This is a genomic window from Mucilaginibacter sp. 21P (genome assembly GCF_019331605.1).
Lineage (GTDB): Bacteria > Bacteroidota > Bacteroidia > Sphingobacteriales > Sphingobacteriaceae > Mucilaginibacter > Mucilaginibacter achroorhodeus.
In genome coordinates this window covers 1,328,807-1,347,402 of sequence record NZ_CP063061.1, presented here as the reverse complement: position 1 = coordinate 1,347,402, position 18,596 = coordinate 1,328,807, and the positions used below count along the sequence as shown (strand labels likewise).

20 protein-coding genes are annotated in these 18,596 nt (G+C 43.0%); 12 read left to right on the top strand and 8 right to left on the bottom strand.

Annotated features, from left to right (window positions below):
- Window positions 1-58 precede the first annotated feature (58 nt).
- From INP83_RS05945 to INP83_RS05910, 8 genes are all read left to right on the top strand, one after another.
- The gene (locus INP83_RS05945) at window positions 59-421 is read left to right on the top strand and encodes a hypothetical protein (RefSeq protein WP_219126679.1); all 363 of its coding nucleotides are present in this window, start codon (window positions 59-61) and stop codon (window positions 419-421) included.
- 121 nt (window positions 422-542) lie between these two features.
- Window positions 543-914: a hypothetical protein gene (locus INP83_RS05940; RefSeq protein ID WP_219126678.1), complete on the top strand. Its 372-nt coding sequence runs from the start codon at window positions 543-545 to the stop codon at window positions 912-914.
- 129 nt (window positions 915-1,043) lie between these two features.
- Window positions 1,044-3,389 (top strand): TonB-dependent receptor, encoded by a 2,346-nt coding sequence (locus INP83_RS05935; RefSeq protein WP_219126677.1) that lies wholly within the window; start codon window positions 1,044-1,046, stop codon window positions 3,387-3,389.
- 3 nt (window positions 3,390-3,392) lie between these two features.
- On the top strand, window positions 3,393-4,832 hold the full coding sequence (locus INP83_RS05930) for a PepSY domain-containing protein (RefSeq protein ID WP_219126676.1): 1,440 nt from the start codon (window positions 3,393-3,395) through the stop codon (window positions 4,830-4,832).
- A 2-nt stretch (window positions 4,833-4,834) separates the two neighbouring features.
- Window positions 4,835-5,047: a heavy metal-binding domain-containing protein gene (locus INP83_RS05925; RefSeq protein WP_219126675.1), complete on the top strand. Its 213-nt coding sequence runs from the start codon at window positions 4,835-4,837 to the stop codon at window positions 5,045-5,047.
- Window positions 5,048-5,260: 213 nt separating this feature from the next.
- Complete coding sequence (locus INP83_RS05920) at window positions 5,261-5,959, top strand: DsbA family protein (RefSeq protein WP_219126674.1); 699 nt, start codon at window positions 5,261-5,263, stop codon at window positions 5,957-5,959.
- A gap of 104 nt (window positions 5,960-6,063) precedes the next feature.
- On the top strand, window positions 6,064-6,600 hold the full coding sequence (locus tag INP83_RS05915; RefSeq protein ID WP_219126673.1) for a hypothetical protein: 537 nt from the start codon (window positions 6,064-6,066) through the stop codon (window positions 6,598-6,600).
- A 64-nt stretch (window positions 6,601-6,664) separates the two neighbouring features.
- Window positions 6,665-7,813, top strand: coding sequence for an MFS transporter (locus INP83_RS05910; RefSeq protein ID WP_255563263.1), 1,149 nt, complete (start codon window positions 6,665-6,667; stop codon window positions 7,811-7,813).
- A 1-nt stretch (window position 7,814) separates the two neighbouring features.
- Here the strand turns inward: INP83_RS05910 and INP83_RS05905 are convergent, their stop codons facing one another.
- The 6 genes from INP83_RS05905 to INP83_RS05880 form a co-directional block, all read right to left on the bottom strand.
- Window positions 7,815-8,087: a hypothetical protein gene (locus INP83_RS05905; protein WP_146269074.1), complete on the bottom strand. Its 273-nt coding sequence runs from the start codon at window positions 8,085-8,087 to the stop codon at window positions 7,815-7,817.
- A 147-nt stretch (window positions 8,088-8,234) separates the two neighbouring features.
- Complete coding sequence (locus INP83_RS05900; protein WP_146269075.1) at window positions 8,235-8,678, bottom strand: ubiquinol-cytochrome c reductase iron-sulfur subunit; 444 nt, start codon at window positions 8,676-8,678, stop codon at window positions 8,235-8,237.
- Window positions 8,679-8,689: 11 nt separating this feature from the next.
- Window positions 8,690-9,637 (bottom strand): DUF5777 family beta-barrel protein, encoded by a 948-nt coding sequence (locus INP83_RS05895; protein ID WP_146269076.1) that lies wholly within the window; start codon window positions 9,635-9,637, stop codon window positions 8,690-8,692.
- A 22-nt stretch (window positions 9,638-9,659) separates the two neighbouring features.
- On the bottom strand, window positions 9,660-10,202 hold the full coding sequence (locus tag INP83_RS05890) for a YceI family protein (RefSeq protein ID WP_219126672.1): 543 nt from the start codon (window positions 10,200-10,202) through the stop codon (window positions 9,660-9,662).
- A 4-nt stretch (window positions 10,203-10,206) separates the two neighbouring features.
- Window positions 10,207-11,502, bottom strand: coding sequence for a hypothetical protein (locus INP83_RS05885; protein WP_219126671.1), 1,296 nt, complete (start codon window positions 11,500-11,502; stop codon window positions 10,207-10,209).
- A complete protein-coding gene (locus tag INP83_RS05880) occupies window positions 11,499-12,140 on the bottom strand; it encodes an RNA polymerase sigma factor (protein WP_219126670.1) in 642 nt (213 codons plus the stop codon). The genes INP83_RS05885 and INP83_RS05880 overlap by 4 nt, the downstream gene beginning before the upstream one ends.
- A 194-nt stretch (window positions 12,141-12,334) precedes the next feature.
- On the opposite strand from INP83_RS05880, the gene INP83_RS05875 reads away from it, so the two are divergent.
- On the top strand, window positions 12,335-13,084 hold the full coding sequence (locus INP83_RS05875; RefSeq protein ID WP_219126669.1) for a hypothetical protein: 750 nt from the start codon (window positions 12,335-12,337) through the stop codon (window positions 13,082-13,084).
- Here INP83_RS05875 and INP83_RS05870 read toward each other — a convergent pair.
- A complete protein-coding gene (locus tag INP83_RS05870; protein ID WP_219126668.1) occupies window positions 13,081-13,986 on the bottom strand; it encodes a hypothetical protein in 906 nt (301 codons plus the stop codon). The two genes, INP83_RS05875 and INP83_RS05870, sit on opposite strands and share 4 nt — an antisense overlap.
- 70 nt (window positions 13,987-14,056) lie before the next feature.
- Complete coding sequence (locus INP83_RS05865; protein ID WP_146269082.1) at window positions 14,057-15,082, bottom strand: fatty acid desaturase; 1,026 nt, start codon at window positions 15,080-15,082, stop codon at window positions 14,057-14,059.
- A gap of 175 nt (window positions 15,083-15,257) precedes the next feature.
- Here INP83_RS05865 and INP83_RS05860 point away from each other — a divergent pair, with 175 nt between their 5' ends.
- The 3 genes from INP83_RS05860 (at window position 15,258) to INP83_RS05850 (ending at window position 18,531) form a co-directional block, all read left to right on the top strand.
- Window positions 15,258-15,671, top strand: coding sequence for an EamA family transporter (locus tag INP83_RS05860; RefSeq protein WP_146269083.1), 414 nt, complete (start codon window positions 15,258-15,260; stop codon window positions 15,669-15,671).
- A gap of 88 nt (window positions 15,672-15,759) precedes the next feature.
- Window positions 15,760-18,252 (top strand): TonB-dependent receptor domain-containing protein, encoded by a 2,493-nt coding sequence (locus tag INP83_RS05855; protein ID WP_219126667.1) that lies wholly within the window; start codon window positions 15,760-15,762, stop codon window positions 18,250-18,252.
- 84 nt (window positions 18,253-18,336) lie between these two features.
- Entirely contained in the window at window positions 18,337-18,531 is a 195-nt protein-coding gene (locus INP83_RS05850; protein ID WP_146269085.1) for a hypothetical protein, read from the top strand.
- The last annotated feature ends 65 nt before the right edge of the window (window positions 18,532-18,596 follow it).

The window sequence follows — 18,596 nt, the reverse complement described above, 5'->3', positions numbered from 1 at the left end:
ATAATTTGGTTCAATTAAAACGCTATCTTAGAGCTATAAACTATAGATCAATTTGAACATGAAGAGAAAATTATTCACAACCATCTTACTATCATGCTTTGTAGCAGTTTGTGTTGCTGCAGCAGTTTTTGCAGACATTAACGGCAAATGGAGCGGCACCATCAGCACGCCAGATGGTAACGCCCTTGATGTATCTTATAATTTTAAAGTTAATGGCGATAAATTGACAGGTACGGCCACCTCACAGATGGGCGAGATTGCTATTGATAACGGTAAAGTGATGGGCGACGATTTTACCTTCAGCGTAAACGTTTCCGGTACGGATTACCCACACAAAGGAAAAGCATATGCAGACTCTTGTGCTATGGACATTGATTTTGGTGGCAGCAAATCTCATTTTGTACTTAAACGCGCAAAATAATCTTAACCATATTATAATTTAATTAAGCCCTGCCAACCCGGCGGGGCTTTTGTTCGTAATGCTGTTTAGTAAAGCACATTTTTGTGCTTTAATGTAGCTAACAAGTTTTACCTTTGCGCCCATGTTGCAACGCATAACCGCTTACTTATTGATTGTAGCGCTGGTATCGGCCAACTTCTCGCGTTTTTTTATCTACGCGGGTTTTGAGCTGAACCGTAATTACATTGCGACAAAGCTTTGCGAGAACCGTAACAAACCTCAGCTGCATTGTAATGGCAAATGCTATTTCATGAAGAAATTAAAGCAGGCCGAAGAAAACAAAAGCACAGAGGAGCGCCAGGCACAAAAGAACCTTTTTCAGGAAGCCTTCTACAATCAGGCTAATAAGGTTACTTTTTACAATGTGCTGCTATCGGTTACCAAAGTCCCAAATCACCGCATTGCTTTGCCGCAACAGATCCGTGATATCTATCAGCCGCCCCGGCTTGCATAAAAAAGTATAATTCATTTTACAGGTTACAGTTTTTGACGCATCCTTTAAAGGCTTGCGCAACCGTGCATTTGCACCCGACTGTATTTTTCTACTTGATGCCTGTTTGCGCAGGCTATCGAACACTTTTTTATGAAACTCTCTACATTATTATATACCATAATACTGTGTATGGTTAGTGCATTTTCTTTTGCACAAAATAACCTGCATGGTACCGTTACAGATGCCCGTACCCATGAACCTTTGGCGGGCGTAATGATAAGCAACAACGCTACCGGTGCTGTATTAACCACTACAAATAACAAAGGTAAATTTGAAATTAAGGCTGAAAACGTTTCTTCCCTGCGATTTGCCATGGTTGGCTTTACCCCGCAGATAATCGGTGTCGCAGATGGTAAAGCCATTGATGTAATGATGGAGCCATCCACTATCGACCTGCAGCAGGTAGTAGTATCTGCCAGCCGCGAAAGGCAGGCAAGGCAGGATGCGCCCATCGCCATTAGCAAAATAAACGCTACCCAGATCCACGATACCAAAGCCACTGCACTTTATCAGCTACTGAACAAGGTAACCGGTGTTTACATGGTCGACCTCGGTAACGAGCAGCACACTATGGCTATTCGCCAACCTATCACTTATAATGCGCTTTATCTTTATATGGAAGATGGTCTGCCTATTCGTCCTACGGGCATTTTCAATCACAACTCACTATACGAAATAAATATGAGCGGTGTACGCGATATTGAAGTGATCAAAGGCCCGGCCTCTTCTCTATATGGAAGTAATGCTGTAGGCGGTGCGGTCAATTTCATAACGCAAGGGCCGCCCGCAGGTTATGCAGGTAATATTTCCTTACAAGGTGATAATTACCATTACCGCAGGGTTGATGCAGATGGTGGTTTCAGCAGTGGTAAGTTTGGTTTGTACGTAGGCGGCTATCTGGCCCGCCAACGTAATGGCTGGCAGGATTACACTGACTTTGATAAACGCAGCGGCAATTTTAAAACAACTTATGATTTTGATGCCAACACCCGCTTAACCACCTCGCTGGCTTATAATTATTTGAATACCCAAACACCGGGCAGTTTAGATAGCGCCAAATTTTACAGCAGAAAGTACGGTGCAAATCAGCGCTTCACTTATCGCGAGGTAAAAGCCCTGCGCGCCAATACACGTTTAGATCATAAGTGGAATGATAAGAGCAATACTTTCTTTACGCTATTCTATCGCAACAATTCAACCGGCCAGTTACCAAGCTATTTTATTTCTGACGTAAGGGATAATGCCGGCAACTATGTAAGCTCAAACGGGCAGGAGAATAACCAAAGCTTCCACAGCATTGGCATATTAACCCAGCACCGCCAGGGCTTCGATTTCCTGCATTCGAGGTTGATAATAGGTGCGTACATGGATAACAGCCCGAGCTCTTACTATGCCAAATATCTCGACATTCAGAAAGATGTGGCGAATAATTTCTACACAGGATATACCAATACTGGCAAGTATATTGACAACTACCGCATTAAATTATTCAACACCGCTGCATACACACAGTACGAGATCAAGCCAACTGATGCCTTACGAATAGTTATGGGTTTACGTTACGACAGGATCCATTATAATTTTACTAACGGCATCACCAGTGGTAGTAAATACAAGCAGCAGGAAACGAACGACTTTAATATTGTAGCTCCTAAATTGGGCTTAACCTATAATTTTGGTAACAACAAAGGTTTGTACGCAAATTACAGCGTTGGCTTTCAGCCACCAGAGACAGGAGACCTTTACAGCGCCCGCCAGCTAACTCCTCTTAAACAGGCAACATTTAACAATTACGAAGCAGGCGGCTGGTTTGCTGCCTTTGATAAAAAGTTATACCTGGAACTATCGGTTTATGACCTGGAAGGCCGTAATGAGATCATCAGCCAGTTGCTGCCCGATAATACTACTCAGAATCAAAACGCCGGTGCTACCCGGCATCGCGGTGTGGAATACTCCATAGCTTTTGCGCCGGTTAAAGAGCTGGCTTTTCGTTTCAGCGGTACCAATGCATGGCATACCTACCGCGATTACAGCGAAGTAAGAGCCAATTATGCGACGGGGACAAACACCGTACTGGTATACAACGGCAACCGCATGGCTAATGCACCAAACTGGATAGCAAACAGCGAGATCACTTACAAACCAGCTTATCTAAACGGTTTCCGCATTTCCGGAGAGTGGCAACACATTGGTTCATATTTTACCAATCCTGCTAATACCAAAACCTATGGCGGGTATGATCTTTTTAACGCCCGTACCGGCTTTGACGTAAAAGGCGGGCCGCTTAAAGGTTGCGGTATTTGGTTTAACGTGCTTAACTTAACCAATAAGCTGTATGCAACAACGGTTACCAGTAACCAATATGGCGATACCTATAACGCTGCGCCGCCGAGGGTGTATTCGTTAGGTATCAGCTACTCATTTGCAAAATATTAAGAGATGGCAACTGCAAAACAAAACTTTTATAAATGGCATAGGATATTGGGCTTAATAGCCCTTATCCCTGTCATGATGTGGACGCTAAGCGGCCTTTCGCACCCGTTCATGTCAAACTGGTTTAGGCCTACCATTGCCAGAGAAATTTATAAATCGCAGCCTCTGCAGGTAAAGCCAGCCTTATCGCTTAAGCAGGTGCTGGATAAGAATAAGGTGCCCGGTTTCATTAATTTTGGTACAATAACTTATCAAGAACAACCCTATTACCAGGTGATGGGTATGGATAGTACGTACCAATACTATTCGGCTAACACGGGTGACGTGTTGGCTAATGGCGACAGGCTTTACGCTACTTATCTCGCAAGATATTTCACGCAGGATAGTACATCCAAAATTACAAGCATCACTATCCAAAAAGCTTTTGATGCCGAGTATCAGCCGATAAACCATCTGTTGCCGGTTTGGAAAATTTCATTTGACCGCCCTGATGGAATGGATGTATACATCGAAACCGGCCAGAGCCGTATGGGCACCTTTAATAACAACACCCGCAAAGCAATGCTGGTTGTGTTTGAACAATTGCATACATGGCAGTTCCTGGCTGCTATAGCCGGTGAGCAGTTCAGGGTAGTAGTGTTATTGATTATCGTTGGGATAATGCTGTTATCCCTCATATCGGGGCTTACGGTTTATGGTTTATTCTGGAAAAAATTTAAGACAGCCACTGAGAACCGCCGCCGCGATAAACGTAAAGACACCCGATTTGTGCATCGTTTTCACAGGCAGTTAGGTTTAGCCGTGTCGTTGGTTATGTTTACTTTTACAGTCAGCGGGGCGTTTCACCTGTACGTTAAACTGGCTAATGACAAGCATGCCGCCAAGTCGGGCATCAGGCAAATGGTGAAAACAGCTCAACTGACAACATCCAATCTTTCACTCCCTGTTGAGGATAGCCTGGTTAAAAACGTCGGATTAGTTCAATTTAACGGACGAACTTTTTACCAGTTAAATAGCACCAAAAAGCAAGTGCGATATTTCGATGTGGATAACGGTGCTGTACTTGAGAATGGTGATGCCATGTATGCCAACTACCTTGCATCCTATTATGGTGCCGAGCCGGAGAAGAATGTTGATGGTAAGGTTAAGACAGCCCAGATACGTGAATTTACAAATGAGTATGGTTTCATCAATAAACGTTTGCCGGTGCAGCAAATCAGCTATCCCAATGGCGAAAACTGGTATGTTGAAACTACAACCTCCCAGTTGGCTGCAAAGGTTGCCGGTATAGACAGGGCGGAAGGGTTATCGTTCATATTTTTACACAAATACTTTGGCATGGCCTGGGCAGGAAAAAACGTGCGGGACATTGCCAGCATGTTAGCAGCGTTAGGCATTTTGGTTGTGTCGGTATTTGGCTTTATTGGATTTTTAAAAAACAGATAATTATGAGAAGATACATTTTGATCTTAGCCGTAACAGCGGCAGCGTTGAGCATCACTGCGTGTAATTCATCATCACAAAAAGATGCAAAGGCCACAGAGGTCGCAAAGCCTAAAGGCAAGTACTATTGCACTATGCATCCTGATGTAACATCAGACAAACCGAGCACCTGCAGCAAATGCGGCATGGAACTGGTTGAGCGCGATACGACCAAGTAATCCGCGGCCCGGTTGACTGACGCGTTCTACGATACGCTTGATCACCCTCTCTGCTACAAGCAGCAAAGAGGGTAAAAGAAAACTCCTTACCCTCTTTTCGCACAGCGAAGAGAGGGTCGGCGAGCGAAGCGATGTCGGGGTGAGTCAATTTTTGACTTTCCCCTTACCCTTCACATTTCTCCTGATCGTAACTTTATCAAAAATAAAAAGCTTATGAAAGTTGAGATATGGTCTGATGTGATGTGCCCTTTCTGTTATATCGGCAAACGCCGTTTTGAAGAGGCGTTGCAACAGTTTCCTCATAAAGATAAAGTTGAGGTAGAATGGAAAAGTTTTCAGCTAAACCCTGATCTGAAAACAGATCTCAGTGTTAGCCACACACGATACCTTGCCCAAATAAAAGGCTGGACAGAAGATTATGTGCATCAAATGGACCAGCATGTTACCCAAATGGCGGCAGAAGTTGGCTTAACCTACAACTTATCAAACGCCGTGGTGGCAAACAGTTTTAAAGCTCACCGTTTTGGCCACCTGGCTAAACAACATGGTTTAGGCGATGCTGCCGAAGAAGCACTTTTTAAAGCCTATTTTACCGATAGCAAAAATACCGATGATGATGCTACGCTTGTTGAGCTTGGCATTTCCATTGGCCTCGATGCTGAATTGGTAAAACAAACGCTCGCATCTGATGCCTTTGCCGACGAAGTTAGGAGGGATATAAATGAAGCGCAGCAATTGGGCATACGCGGCGTTCCGTTTTTTGTAATGAACGATAAGTATGCGGTATCGGGCGCACAGCCTGCACCGGTGTTTACGCAAACCCTTGAGAAAGCTTACGAAGAGTGGGGACAGCAGCGTAGCGCGTTTGAAGTGATAGATGGACCAGTATGCGGCCCTGATGGTAACTGTTGATTTGCACAAAATATTCTTACCTTAACATTAACTTTAGGCAGTGATCTTTCGTAATAGATCATTAAGTCTTAAAAACCTTGCTGCGCAGTGTAAATGTTAAGTGTATGAAAAAAATTTACTGTCAAATATTATTGGCTACAACTTTGTGTGTGGCCTTTAGCAGTTGCAAAATGGATCCGCCTGTGTTGCCGGCCAACTTAATACCTATAACAGATGGCCCTAAAGTAACAGATCCGGGCACGGGTACTAACCCAGGCACACCAGAACCGGTAAATAGTATAGGTTTACCAATCGGCGGCACAAACACCATCAGGATACAACTTAACAGCGCTAACGGTATTCAAACTTTTAACCAGGTAATGTACAACGATGTTTCAGGCATACTTGGTTTTGTTGGATTGCTTAATTCTGATTCAATAACCTTTTCCTATGTAGGCGATAAAACTGGAACGTTTGATCTACTGCTGTTCAGCTACCTTGACTATAGTTTGCCTCCCGGCGAGACAGGTAAGGTAGAGGTAACGGTATCAACCATGGATCAGTATTCAAAAGGAACGATAAAAGGGGGCTTTACCGCTGATGTTGTAAATAGCAGTGGTCATAAAGAATCTATCAGAGGTTCGTTCAACATACAACAATAATCCCAAAGCAGACCTAATTCCTAAAAAGGATATAGTTATATTTGTGTAACATTTACACATTGAATTGAACGCAGTATTACCAACTTATAAATTTTCGAGAACAACGCTACGTGCAATAGTTGGCGTAATGTTCTTTATGACCGGGCTTTGTTTTGCCAGTTGGGCATCGCGTATAGCAACCATACAACAAACGCTTAAACTTAGTGATGCCGCATTAGGCGGTGTTTTGTTTTCTCTTCCGGTTGGGTTGATCTGCTCACTTCCATTTTCCGGTTGGATAATTACCCGCATAGGCAGCCGTAATTTGTTAATTGCTTCGCTTACCATTTACTGCATTACGTTGTCGGTGTTAGGACTTTGCACCAATACTATTCAATTAATTTGCTGCTTATTGTTGTTTGGCTTTGCCAGCAATGCGGTCAATATATCTGTAAACACCCAAGCCGTTGCTGCTGAGGAAATGTATGGCAGGCCTATCTTAGCCTCATTTCATGGCCTATGGAGCCTGGCAGGGTTTACCGGTGCAGCCATAGGTACTTTTATGATTGGCCGCGGCATTGTACCACTGCATCATTTCGTGATGATCATGCTGGTGGTGTTGCTAACCATTGTAGCGACCTCAAGATTCCTTAAGTTTGATAAGCCCGCAAGTGCAGGACCGGCATTTGTAATGCCTGATAAATCGCTTATTAAACTCGGGCTTATCGCATTCTGTTCTATGATCTGCGAAGGTGCAATGTTCGATTGGAGCGTTATTTATTTTAAAAAGGTAGTGCTCGCGCCTCAAGAAATTATGGGCTTGGGTTACACTGCCTTTATGTTTACCATGGCAACAGGGCGTTTTGTAGCCGACAGCTTTTCGCACAGGTTTGGCTTAAAGCGAACCCTGCAATTGAGCGGTATGCTTACGGCAACAGGCTTGGCCATTGCTGTTATCTTCCCACATATTTACACCGCTTTGGGTGGATTTTTACTGGTAGGCTTTGGCGTATCATCTGTAGTACCGTTAGTTTACAGTGCTGCAGGTAAGTCAAAAACCATGTCGCCGGGTGTTGCTATTGCGGCGGTATCTACCATAGCCTTTATGGGCTTTTTGGTTGGCCCCCCGGTAATCGGCTTTATCGCAGGTGCGTTTTCGCTACGCGCATCTTTTACGCTAATTGCCTTAATGGGCGTTTGCGTAACCGCATTTTCCACCAAAGCTAAAATTTAAGCTATTCCTCGTTAAGTTCCTCGGCGCTTGGGTTAAGCACGTACTCAAAGTTCTCGTATCCGTTGTGGAAGATAAACTTTAAACGCTCGGGAGGTAAATTAATGTCCAGTGCTAATGCAGCAAGTGTTGCCGGTAAGTTATCCCTTATCAATTTCAGATCGCTCACATGCGGCATCTCAACATGTATCTCATTTCCTTCGGCTTTTATCTCCCAGCCTTTTAAGTTGGCTGCTTGCAATATATCTATCCATTTTTGCTGGTAGGCACTCATCATTACAATTATTAGTTTGCTAATAAGAACAAGGCCTGCGCCATTAAGTTTTTTCTGAAATTATGGAATGTAAAAGCAAGACGGCCGGCATCCCGAAATAACCCCTCAAATTTTTTCGTTATGCTGCCCGGCCGTTTGCAATGTTAAATGCTATGCGGTAACCGTTAAATTGCTACCTGCGATAGCTACGTTGTACTTTTTAAGTGGTTGTGTGGCCGGGCCAACCTTAACAGCGCCGGTTGTGGTAAACTCGCTGCCATGATTAGGGCAAATGAAAACACCTTGGTTACTATTGAAATTTATAGCCGTACCCTGGTGTGTGCAGGCCACCTGTACTGCGGTAAAAGAAGCAGGTACATTATCCGCAGCTAACCTAACAATGATAACGCCATTGGCCACTTTTGAGCTGCCCACGGTTTGTAACTCGCTGCTTAGATCTGCAGATAATACAGCCCCCGACGATGGTGGATTATTGTCGCCCCCCTTATCATCAATAGCACTCGGGTTATTTTTTGTGCAGCTAACTACTTCACAGCCAATGCATGCAGCAGCTACACTGATACCTAATTTTGAAAGAAATTCTTGCCTTTTCATGAGTTTTTTGTTTAGTAAGCTGATTTATGTTTCTTGTTAAAGTCGAATATCCTTGAAATGGTAAAACCTAACCTGAACTGGCCTTTAGCCCAGTTTGAAGTTGTGTTGCTCATGTAGTTGATCTCTGATATGGCCTGGGCGTTACTTAAGTTGATAGTGAATACGTGCCCACCTGTCTCTATCTCCAGGCCCACGCCTAACCCATCATAAAATTTAGGATCTACGCTGTTGTTCCTAAACCTGGAAAAGGGATGAAAATAATCCAATACGATACCCATGCGTTTAGAGAACTTGAGCCTGCCTGCAGCTGATATAGCAAAGAAGTTATTTTCGTTTGTTGGCGCCAGCGGGAAGGGAATATTGTCGATTACGTAAGAGGGAGATATCTGCAAGGATAAAGCGCTTGAGAATTTGCGTGCAACAATAGCTTGTGCAAAGTAGGCGAAACGATTGGCAAAATTGTCGTAAATGTTGGTTTCAACATGGTAGGGTTTAAAACCGCCCTTCAGAAATAAACTTACCGCTACCGGTACGCTATTATCGGTGGTTTGGTGCAGTAGATAGTATTTAAGGTGCATATCTATCAGCTGCTCATACTTGCTTCGGCCAAGGCCTATGTTAAAGTTGTCGCTGATGCCATACTCAAAACCAATGTAAATGTCCGAAGAGTTATCGAGCCCGAAAAAGGTTTTGCCGCCACCCTGTGCGCCAGCAATGTCGCCAAAGCGGTGTATCACCAAAAAGTTGAGTTCTTTCTTTTTTACGGTCTCGGTGGTTTGCGAAAATATGAGGCGGGTTGCCTTAAAGGTTGCAATAACAGGTTCGCCTTTTTCGGGTGAGCTTAGCGTGTTCATTAATGAATCCGTACTGCTGGCTTTTGTAGTACTATCAGATTTTGTTTGCGCAGAAGCCATAATTGCCGAGCACAGCAATGCTGCAAATAAGAGGGATCTTTTCATGGTTATTGTGAGGGAGTTTTTGTTATTTATTAGGCGAGTATGCCGCCGTTACGTTCACTTTTATAGTTTCGGCGATGTTCTTAAATACCAGTGTGGGTATGTCTATCTTGTGGTCTTTACAAGCCACCATAAACTCGCTGGTTAATGCAAGGTTACCGCCGCTGATGGTTATTTTGCCCGGTATGGTGCGGTTTTGCTTTACACCGTGCGCTTCAAACACACCTGTAGCGGTAACCGGGTAAACTCCATCTTTACCGGTATCTATCTTTTCATTTATTTTGCCTTTAAAGGATGCCTGAGGATACTTATCACTCTCCATGTAGTTCTCGTTAAAATGCTCCTGCATCAGGGCCTTTTCAAACTTTAAAGAGCGGATAGGCACCGCAAATGCAACCTCTCCTGTTGTGGTGTTCAGCACGGATGTCCCCTTAGCAGATCTGGCTTCGATGTCTTCAATCGGTGCCTTCGAATAGATGTTTACAACTGCATTTTTACAGACATAGATGTCCTGCCCCGCCTGATTTATCCCAAACCAGACGAGTAAAATTAACCCGATATGTTTCATGTTTTTACTTAGGTTTTTTGCCCGATATTATGTTCCATGTAGCTCCCACTGCAACCCCTGTCGACTGGAGGTTGACCTTGCCGTAGCCTATACCTGTGAGCGGTAATTTCATGTAAGGTTGTATAGCTATCCCGAACCTCGAATTGATATCCCGCTGATAAGTAGCGTTTAAATTAAGTATGCCAAATATGTGCTGGTTTTGATTGCGGATATTGTAGGTAGCCGGTCCCTGCACCCCATTTGGTGGATAATCAAAAGTGTAATTTTCTCGCAGCATAAAGTAAGATGACAGACCGGTACCTATGCTGAACTTATTGCGATTTTTATTATAAACCCGGTAACCAATGTTAAGTGGAATATCCAGCACGGCACAGCTTGCATAAACCTCACTGGGGTTTGTTGAAAATTTATAGGCTGATGAGTAGGCGGAGAACGGCGCAGCGTAAGGTTTATCAGCATAAACCGCGCCCGTGCTAATGGTCCATTTTGATAAGCCAACCGTAAACATTAAACCTGCGTTTGTACCCACGCGGGTATTACTTAAACCGTTCACGCTGTTTACATCCGGTGAAGCAACAATCGTCATGGCGAAAGTAGGTTGATAGCTTACCGCCGTTCCAACTGTTTTAAGAGGCTTTTTAATATCATTTACAACCGATACCAACTCCGTCCTTTTAACGCCGTTGATCACACTATCAGCATGTTTCAGTGCTGCGAGGTTCACCGCCGGATCTGGCGGTGTTGTGTCACGCTTTATGCTATTGTAAGTGATAGCAGGCTCGTTGCTGCTGCTCCTTACTAAACTTTTATTTGCAGAATCTTTCAATAATGGCTCACCTGTATAATGTGGCACAATGATGCCATTATTAAACATACGGTTGCCCGGTGCAGCAGATAAGGTGAAGAACGATTTACGTTTACGGCTCTTTTCATTTGCACTAACTACGCTGTTTTTACCGGCCGAAAGTGTACCACTTGCGAGAACTTCCTGTTGCTGCACGGGCGAACCGTTTTTAGTTGAGTCTTTTTTTATCTGCGGCTTCTTAGTTGTTACCTGTTGGTTTGTGGTTTTATTATCACCCTTAAAGTAAGCCAATCCAATTACGATCAACAGCATTGCTGCAATGGTAGTGATGAGATAAATAATGTTTTTAGGGATGCCACCGGCCTTAGGGGCTCGGCCATCCAGCATAGCTTCAAGTTTGTCCCAATCCGCCTCGCGGTATGATGCATTGTCGCCCGGGTCGCTAAGGCCGCGGCTAAACAATTTATCAATACTATCTTCTTTTTCCTCTTTCATTTCTTGTTGTTTCTGCTAAAAAAAGATACGGACAGGTTGGGTGTATTTGTTTGGTTTACTGTTATAATGTTGTCTCCTGATTGTTTTGATAGGTATCCGGGCAAACGCTCACTTTCCGCTATCATTACCTTTAATTTTTCACGTGCCTTGTGCAGGTTTGATTTTGATGTCCCCACGCTGATGTTCAGCATTTCGCCAATCTCCTCATGTGTGTAGCCTTCAATGGCAAACAGGTTAAATATGGTGCGGTATGCCCGTGGCAGCCTGGTAATCATCTCAAGCAGTTCGTTATAGCTTAAATTTTTATCTGCGTAATCATTGTCATTAACGTGCTCTGCCTTATCAAGCTCTTCCGTATAGGCAACTTTAAGATTAGCTCGATAATAATCTATGGAAGTGTTTACCATTATACGGCCGAGCCAGGCTTTAAAAGGTTTGGCTTTATCGTATTTCTCCAGGTTTTTGAAAACCTTAAAAAAACCCTGGTTCATCACTTCAGAAGCTTCGTAACGGTTGTTGGCATATCTGAGGCAGATGCCCATAGCAAAGCCATAAAAAGCCTTATATAACAGCTTTTGGCTTAACCTGTCATCCTTTAAACAGCCGCTTACCAGTTCTCGTAATTCTTCTTCGCCCATATTTGGGTTTATCTGTTAACTACCCCGAATTTTACCTTATCTGCATACATCACGCAGCAGGTGTTGCTAAGGTTGCCTCCGATTAAATTTTTTTTGATATTTAATAATCGCAATGATCCTTCAAAAATAATCAGGAAATAATGAATAATATTGAAGTAATTATTACGCTTGTTTATTAATAAGGTAATACAACTATGAAAAAATTACTCTACCTGATACCGCTTTTACTTACGGCCTGTGTCGGCAATAACAACAACAAAGCTGATGATACCGCAAAAAAAGACATCGCAAAAACAGCCACCGCACCTGCAGCAACCGATACCATGTTTCTGCAGAAAGAGAAGACCAAAGATTATTACCACATAGTTTATGTAGAGAAAAATCATGCTGCACAGATCTTTAAAGATCTGGTAAATTTTAAGTTTGACCATTACGATACTGTGAACTATAAGCAAGCGTATAGGGTATTAAAGGTGCGTAACCCAAAGCCGCTAAAAAAATATGACCTGGCCGGGCTGCCTAACGAGTGGCTGCCGGTTTACACTTACAGGGGCGAGCGCTACCTATATGCACCGGCTGATTGGGGAAATGCAGACAAAAGAATGATTACTGATAGCACGATCATCTACCGAGGCGAAGAAGGCCCCGAGCCGCATGTATTAAATGATTTTAAAAAGATAGGTAATAATAAATATAACCTCAAAGCACCACCTTTTTACCAATTTGTAAAAAAATCAAACATCAATATTTACATTATTGATCCTAAAACAAAACTAAGTGTTTGGGAAGATACCGAGCTACCGCCTGCTTATCGCTACCGCATGTATGTGCCACGCCAAAGTGCCGGTAGTTACAATATGGTGGTAAATTATTGCAAAGCCGCCAAAATGCCCGAGTTTGAATTTGACAAAGTAAACTACCAGGCCCTTATAAAAAACCGTTAATTATCGGGAGAAGAATAGTGGTATATGGGGGCAAAAACGCCCTCGCTGGTAGTGTAATAACTTTTACCATCTGCGCTAAAGCCGATAGCTTCGCCCTGGCGTTCTTGTTTGTATGGTAACTCACGGGCAGGGTGTTGCAGTGTTTGCCAAATAGCCTCGTTGCCTTGCCTGCGCCAATAGTAAACCCGTTCATAGCTTTTAACCAATACCTGGCTGCCATCTTTTGATATGTCTGCAGCGGTGATCCATTTAAAAGGCTTTAAGCCCGAGAAAAACAATTTGCCTCTAAAGGTGAGTTTTGTAGTATCCCCTTCACCAGTGTTGAGCGGGGCCGTGTAAACGCCAACGCTGTCGCCACGTTTGGTAACAATGTAAAGCAGTTTTTGCAGCGGATCTATGGCCATAGCCTCTGCATCTTTTGGCCCGTCAGGATATTGATAAGTGAAAGCTATTGGTTTAGCTTCTGTGTTGCCGGCACTTGCCCAGGCTGCTGATTCTGCGAAACGGTAAACGGTGATAGCTTTTCTGTGCGCAGCGTTATCGCCTATATCACCAAGGTAAACGTAGCTCTGTTTTTTTTTAGGTCCGGGGCCAACGGCAATATCTTCGCAATCTGTTACGCCCGGAGGTTGTTCATTTCCTTTAAAATAAATGGTGCTTTTAAGATTTCCTTTTGCATCTATTGCAAAAAAACGACTGGTGTCGCCGCTATCATTATGTACATAAAATATATCGGGATTGATAGTAGAAGCTGCTATGCCCGATGTTTCGTCCATCGCTTTATCTTTCAAATTGCCTTCGGGCTGCATTTTGCTGTCGATAAAGCGGTGTTTGGCAAATGCTGCAACAAACACCAATACAACAAGCGGGACAATTATTTTAACAGCTCTTGATCTGACCATAGTAAGCTTATATAACAAAAAAGCGACCCATATATTACAGGCCGCTCTAATTTAAGTTTATAATTAGTTATTAGTCTTGAACAATGAGGGTTGTTTTCTCTGTGTAAACGATCTCAGCATCAGGCTTAGAAACGTCCTTCAAGGTTACCTTGCCGCGTTCTTTACGCAATATGCGGTTAAATAACGATATCTCTTTATCAAAAAGGAAACGGAAAAATAATTTGGTCCATGATTGGTGCGAGTGCAGCGTATCATAGTATTCAGGTGCTGCTTTTTTTATCTCTGGCAACCTGTTCCATGGTATTGATGGAAAATCGTGATGCTCATTATGGAAGCCTACGTTAAATGCTACTTTATTTAAACCACCATAGTAGCTGTAAGTTTCCTGTTCCTCGCCGTGGGTAAGGTAATGCTCCTGCACCCAGCGTGCGCCCAGCGGGTGTAAACCAACAGAAAAAAAGAAGCTTGCCACCAGGAAAACAACCGATTGCCAGCCCATAAAGTACCATATAGCTACGTTAAAAGCCATTTGTACCACAAAGTTGATCACTATCCATTTATCGAAAGGATTGATCTCGCGTAAGCGGGAAAGGCGGAAGATCTGGAATAGCGGGAAAAACAATAACCAGATAGCTTTACCCACAAATGAGTTGCTTATCAGTTTGGCTTCCCAACGGTTTGGCAGATCGGCGTCAAGCTCGTGTATACCCTGGAAAGAGTGGTGTTTAATATGATATTTTTCAAACGACATTGCCGTTGGCACTACCTGCGGTAAGTTTGACAGTATGGCTGCCCAGCGGTTAGCGTTACGATTTTTAAATAATAACTGGTGGGTACACTCATGTATCATTACAAACAAAGCATGGTCTGCAAATGCCCCAAGCAGATAGGCTGCGCCAAAAACAAGCCACCAAGATTGATCGCGAAGAAACCATGCTAATGCTACCTGGAAGCCAACAATGCCTAAGATAGCCCAGATGGTTTTTGGATTTTTACCTATTAAGTTTCGTAGCTGTGGGAACTGCTTAAGAATTTTCTTTGTACGTATACGATGCGGTTCGGACTCCTGCGAGTAGATAAAATCTGTTTTCTTCATATTAGGGTTAAAACGTTGAAGATAACAATTCCGTACAACGGTTGTATTTCAACTATAAATATTTTTTAAAAATACGGCTAAAAAATCAATTATTGTTAATCTTAACGAAATATATTTGACTAAAATAACATTAATTTTTGAATAGCAAGCCAAATAATTAGATAAACAGAAAACTATGTGGTGGATATACGCTTTACTTTCGGCTGTATTTGCAGCACTAACTGCAATTTTTGCTAAGATAGGCATCAAGGACATTGACAGCGACTTAGCTACGGCAATACGTACTGTTGTGATAGTGGTACTTGCCTGGTCAATTGTGTTTTTTAAGCACGCACAAACGGGCATCCAAACGCTTAACCGGCTCAATTGGACCTTTCTTATCCTTTCCGGTTGTGCTACCGGGTTATCATGGGTATTTTATTTTAAGGCATTGCAAATTGGTAAGGTGCAGCAAGTGGCCCCTGTTGATAAACTGAGTGTGGCATTGGCAATTGTTTTGTCTGTAGTGTTTTTGGGCGAGCAACTCACTTTAAAGAATGCTTTGGGCGCTTTATTGATCATCGGCGGCAGCATTGTGCTTATTTTTTAACATTGCCTTAGTGTGTATGTAACATTTACGAAACCTCCGCATTAATCGGATTTTTCTGTGGAGATTTGCGCCTCCATTATAGGCCATTATGCGTAGTTACATCCTGTCAGTTTCATTTATCCTGTTATCGTTCTGCACTTTTGCCCAAAACACCGGGGGCAAAGGTAAATTGATTGGAAAGGTAATAGACGCCACCACGCAACAACCGGTAGACTACGCTACAGTATCTGTATTTAAGCAAGGCAGTACAAGCCCGTTCAATGGCATTAGTACAGATGAAAAAGGCACATTCAACATACAAAGCATAGCGGCAGGTGACTACCGTGTTACCGTGGATTTTTTAGGTTATAAAAAGTACATAGTTGAGCATGTTATAGTTAAAGATGGCGGTATTGCTACCATTGGCACTGTGCTTTTGCAACCTAACCAAAACCAGTTAAAGGGAGTAGATATTATTGCCAAAGCACCGATAATTGAAAACCGTATTGATAAAATGGTATTCAATGCCCAAAATGATCTTACGGCGCAAAGCGGGGCAGCTATTGATGTGTTAAAGAAAGTTCCGCAAGTAACTGTTGACATTGATGGCAACGTGGAGCTACAGGGTAATGCTAATATCCGTTTTTTGATCAACGGTAAGCCAAGCAGTATTTTTGGGGCAAGCCTTGCCGATGCCTTGCAGGCCATCCCGGGCAGCCAGATTAAAAGTATAGAGGTAATAACCAGCCCGGGCGCTAAATACGATGCAGCAGGCACAGGTGGTATCATTAATATTATTTTAAAGGATAGTAAGGTATCGGGTATTAATGGAAGTGTTAACCTAACAGCAGGTACACGCCAGGAGAATGGATCTTTTAACCTGAACGCCCGCAAAGGGAATTTTGGTGTTAACGCATTTTTTAGCGGCAACGCTATGCTGAATACCAGGGCGCTGAATACGAATAAGCGTACATCCAGTAATCCGGATGGTAGCAGAAGCGAACTTTTCCAGGATGGGTACGCAGATACTAAACGCAGTGGCTATCAATCGGGCTTAAGTTTCAACTGGAGCATCACCCCAAAAGACGACCTTACCGCTTCTGTAGGTTTTGATCATTTTGGCAACAGCAATAAAGGCATTACCAACCAGGAAGAAAGTTTGTACGGTATATCAGGAGCTTTATTGAACGACCTTAACAGTGTCAGAAATTCTGAAAGCCGTTTTAGTGCTTACTCTACCGATCTCAGCTTAAACTATAAGAAGACCTTTGCAAAAGAAGGCCAGGAGTTAGAGTTTTTAATTACCACCAGCAGTAGTAAAAACACCGTAAACTATTTTCAACGCCAGGATTATGATGCGCCAATGATGACCGCTACCGGCACAAGGGGCTATAACCCAGGCCGGGACAGGGAAACCAACATTTCATTAGATTATACGCACCCGGTTACCAAAAACTTTAGTTTGGAAGGCGGTGCAAAAGTGGTTTTAGAAAACCTTACCAATATCATTAATACAGATACGCTCGATGCTGCCGGGAATTATTTAAACAACGCCAACCAAACTTACGGCTTTAACTATAAGCGTAACATTTACGCCGGTTATATCTCTACAACGGCATCGTTATTCAAGAATTTTTTGGATGTGAAATTGGGCTTGCGTAATGAGTATACCACAACCAACGCCAATTTCCCCGGCGTGGTTATTCCTGGATACAACACTGTGGCGCCATCGGCGGTTATTTCACATAAACTGGATGCAACGCAAAGCATAAAATTGAGTTACTCATTCAGGATAGAGCGCCCTGATTACGGCGAAGTAAATCCTTTCTATAACATCAGTGACCCACACAACATCAGCACAGGTAATCCTAACTTAAAGCCAGAGAAAAGCAATAGTGTTGAACTGGGTTACAATCGATCGTTCAATAGCGGCGCTAATTTTTATGTAGGTAGTTTTTACCGCCATAACAAAGATGATATACAGCAATATACCACCCAGTTTGATACATTGGTTGTCAATGGAGACAGGTATACCAACGTATTGCTTAGCCAGCGTGCTAACCGTGGTACGCAAAGCACGTTGGGTGGTAATATATTTGCATCTGTGCCTGTTGGTAAACTTAACCTGCGGAGCAATATTTTTATTGCCAACCGCTGGAACACCGCACCAGACCCTGCTAATAATAATGCTATCCAACGCGTAAGTGCTTTTAACTATCGCATAAACCTAAATGCTAATTATCAGTTCCCTAATAATTTTATGGCTGAGATATTTGGCAACTACAACTCCAGCGCGAGAACGTTACAAGGCACAAGGCCGCAGTTCTTTTGGTACAATTTTGCAGTACGTAAACAGTTTTGGGATAAGAAGGCCAGCATAGGTTTGGTAGCAAATAATCCGTTTAATAAATATGTTGATCAATACTCTACCACTACGGGTGTAAGCTTTAATCAGGAAAGCCTGAGGCAGATGCCATTACGTTCGTTCGGGATCACTTTAAGCTACAAATTTGGTAAGCTTGATTTTGCCAAAGACAAGGAGAAAGAGGGCCGCGATAATAATGGCGGAACGGATATTCCTGAAAGCGGCGGCGGTAAATAATAAAAAGGGCGGTTAACAAAAATAACCGCCCTTTTTACAAACTAAAATTTAAAGAACGCAGTTATATAATAAAGCATTATTACTATGAATACTGCTGACAAACACTTTAAATTCATAAACAGTAAGACTGGGTATGTAATTTTCTACACCTCGCTTAACGCAGGCCTCCCTACCGAGAAGTTAAAGGAAGAATTGGAAAAGGTTAAATTCCAGGTAGCCAGCAAAAATGGCCTCTACCATGGCACGGTTTATTGGGAAGAAATAAAAGCCGACAATTGATCTAACGAAGCGTTATTTTATGCTATATCGATAAGCTATAACCTTAAGACGTCGTTCAGCCGGGA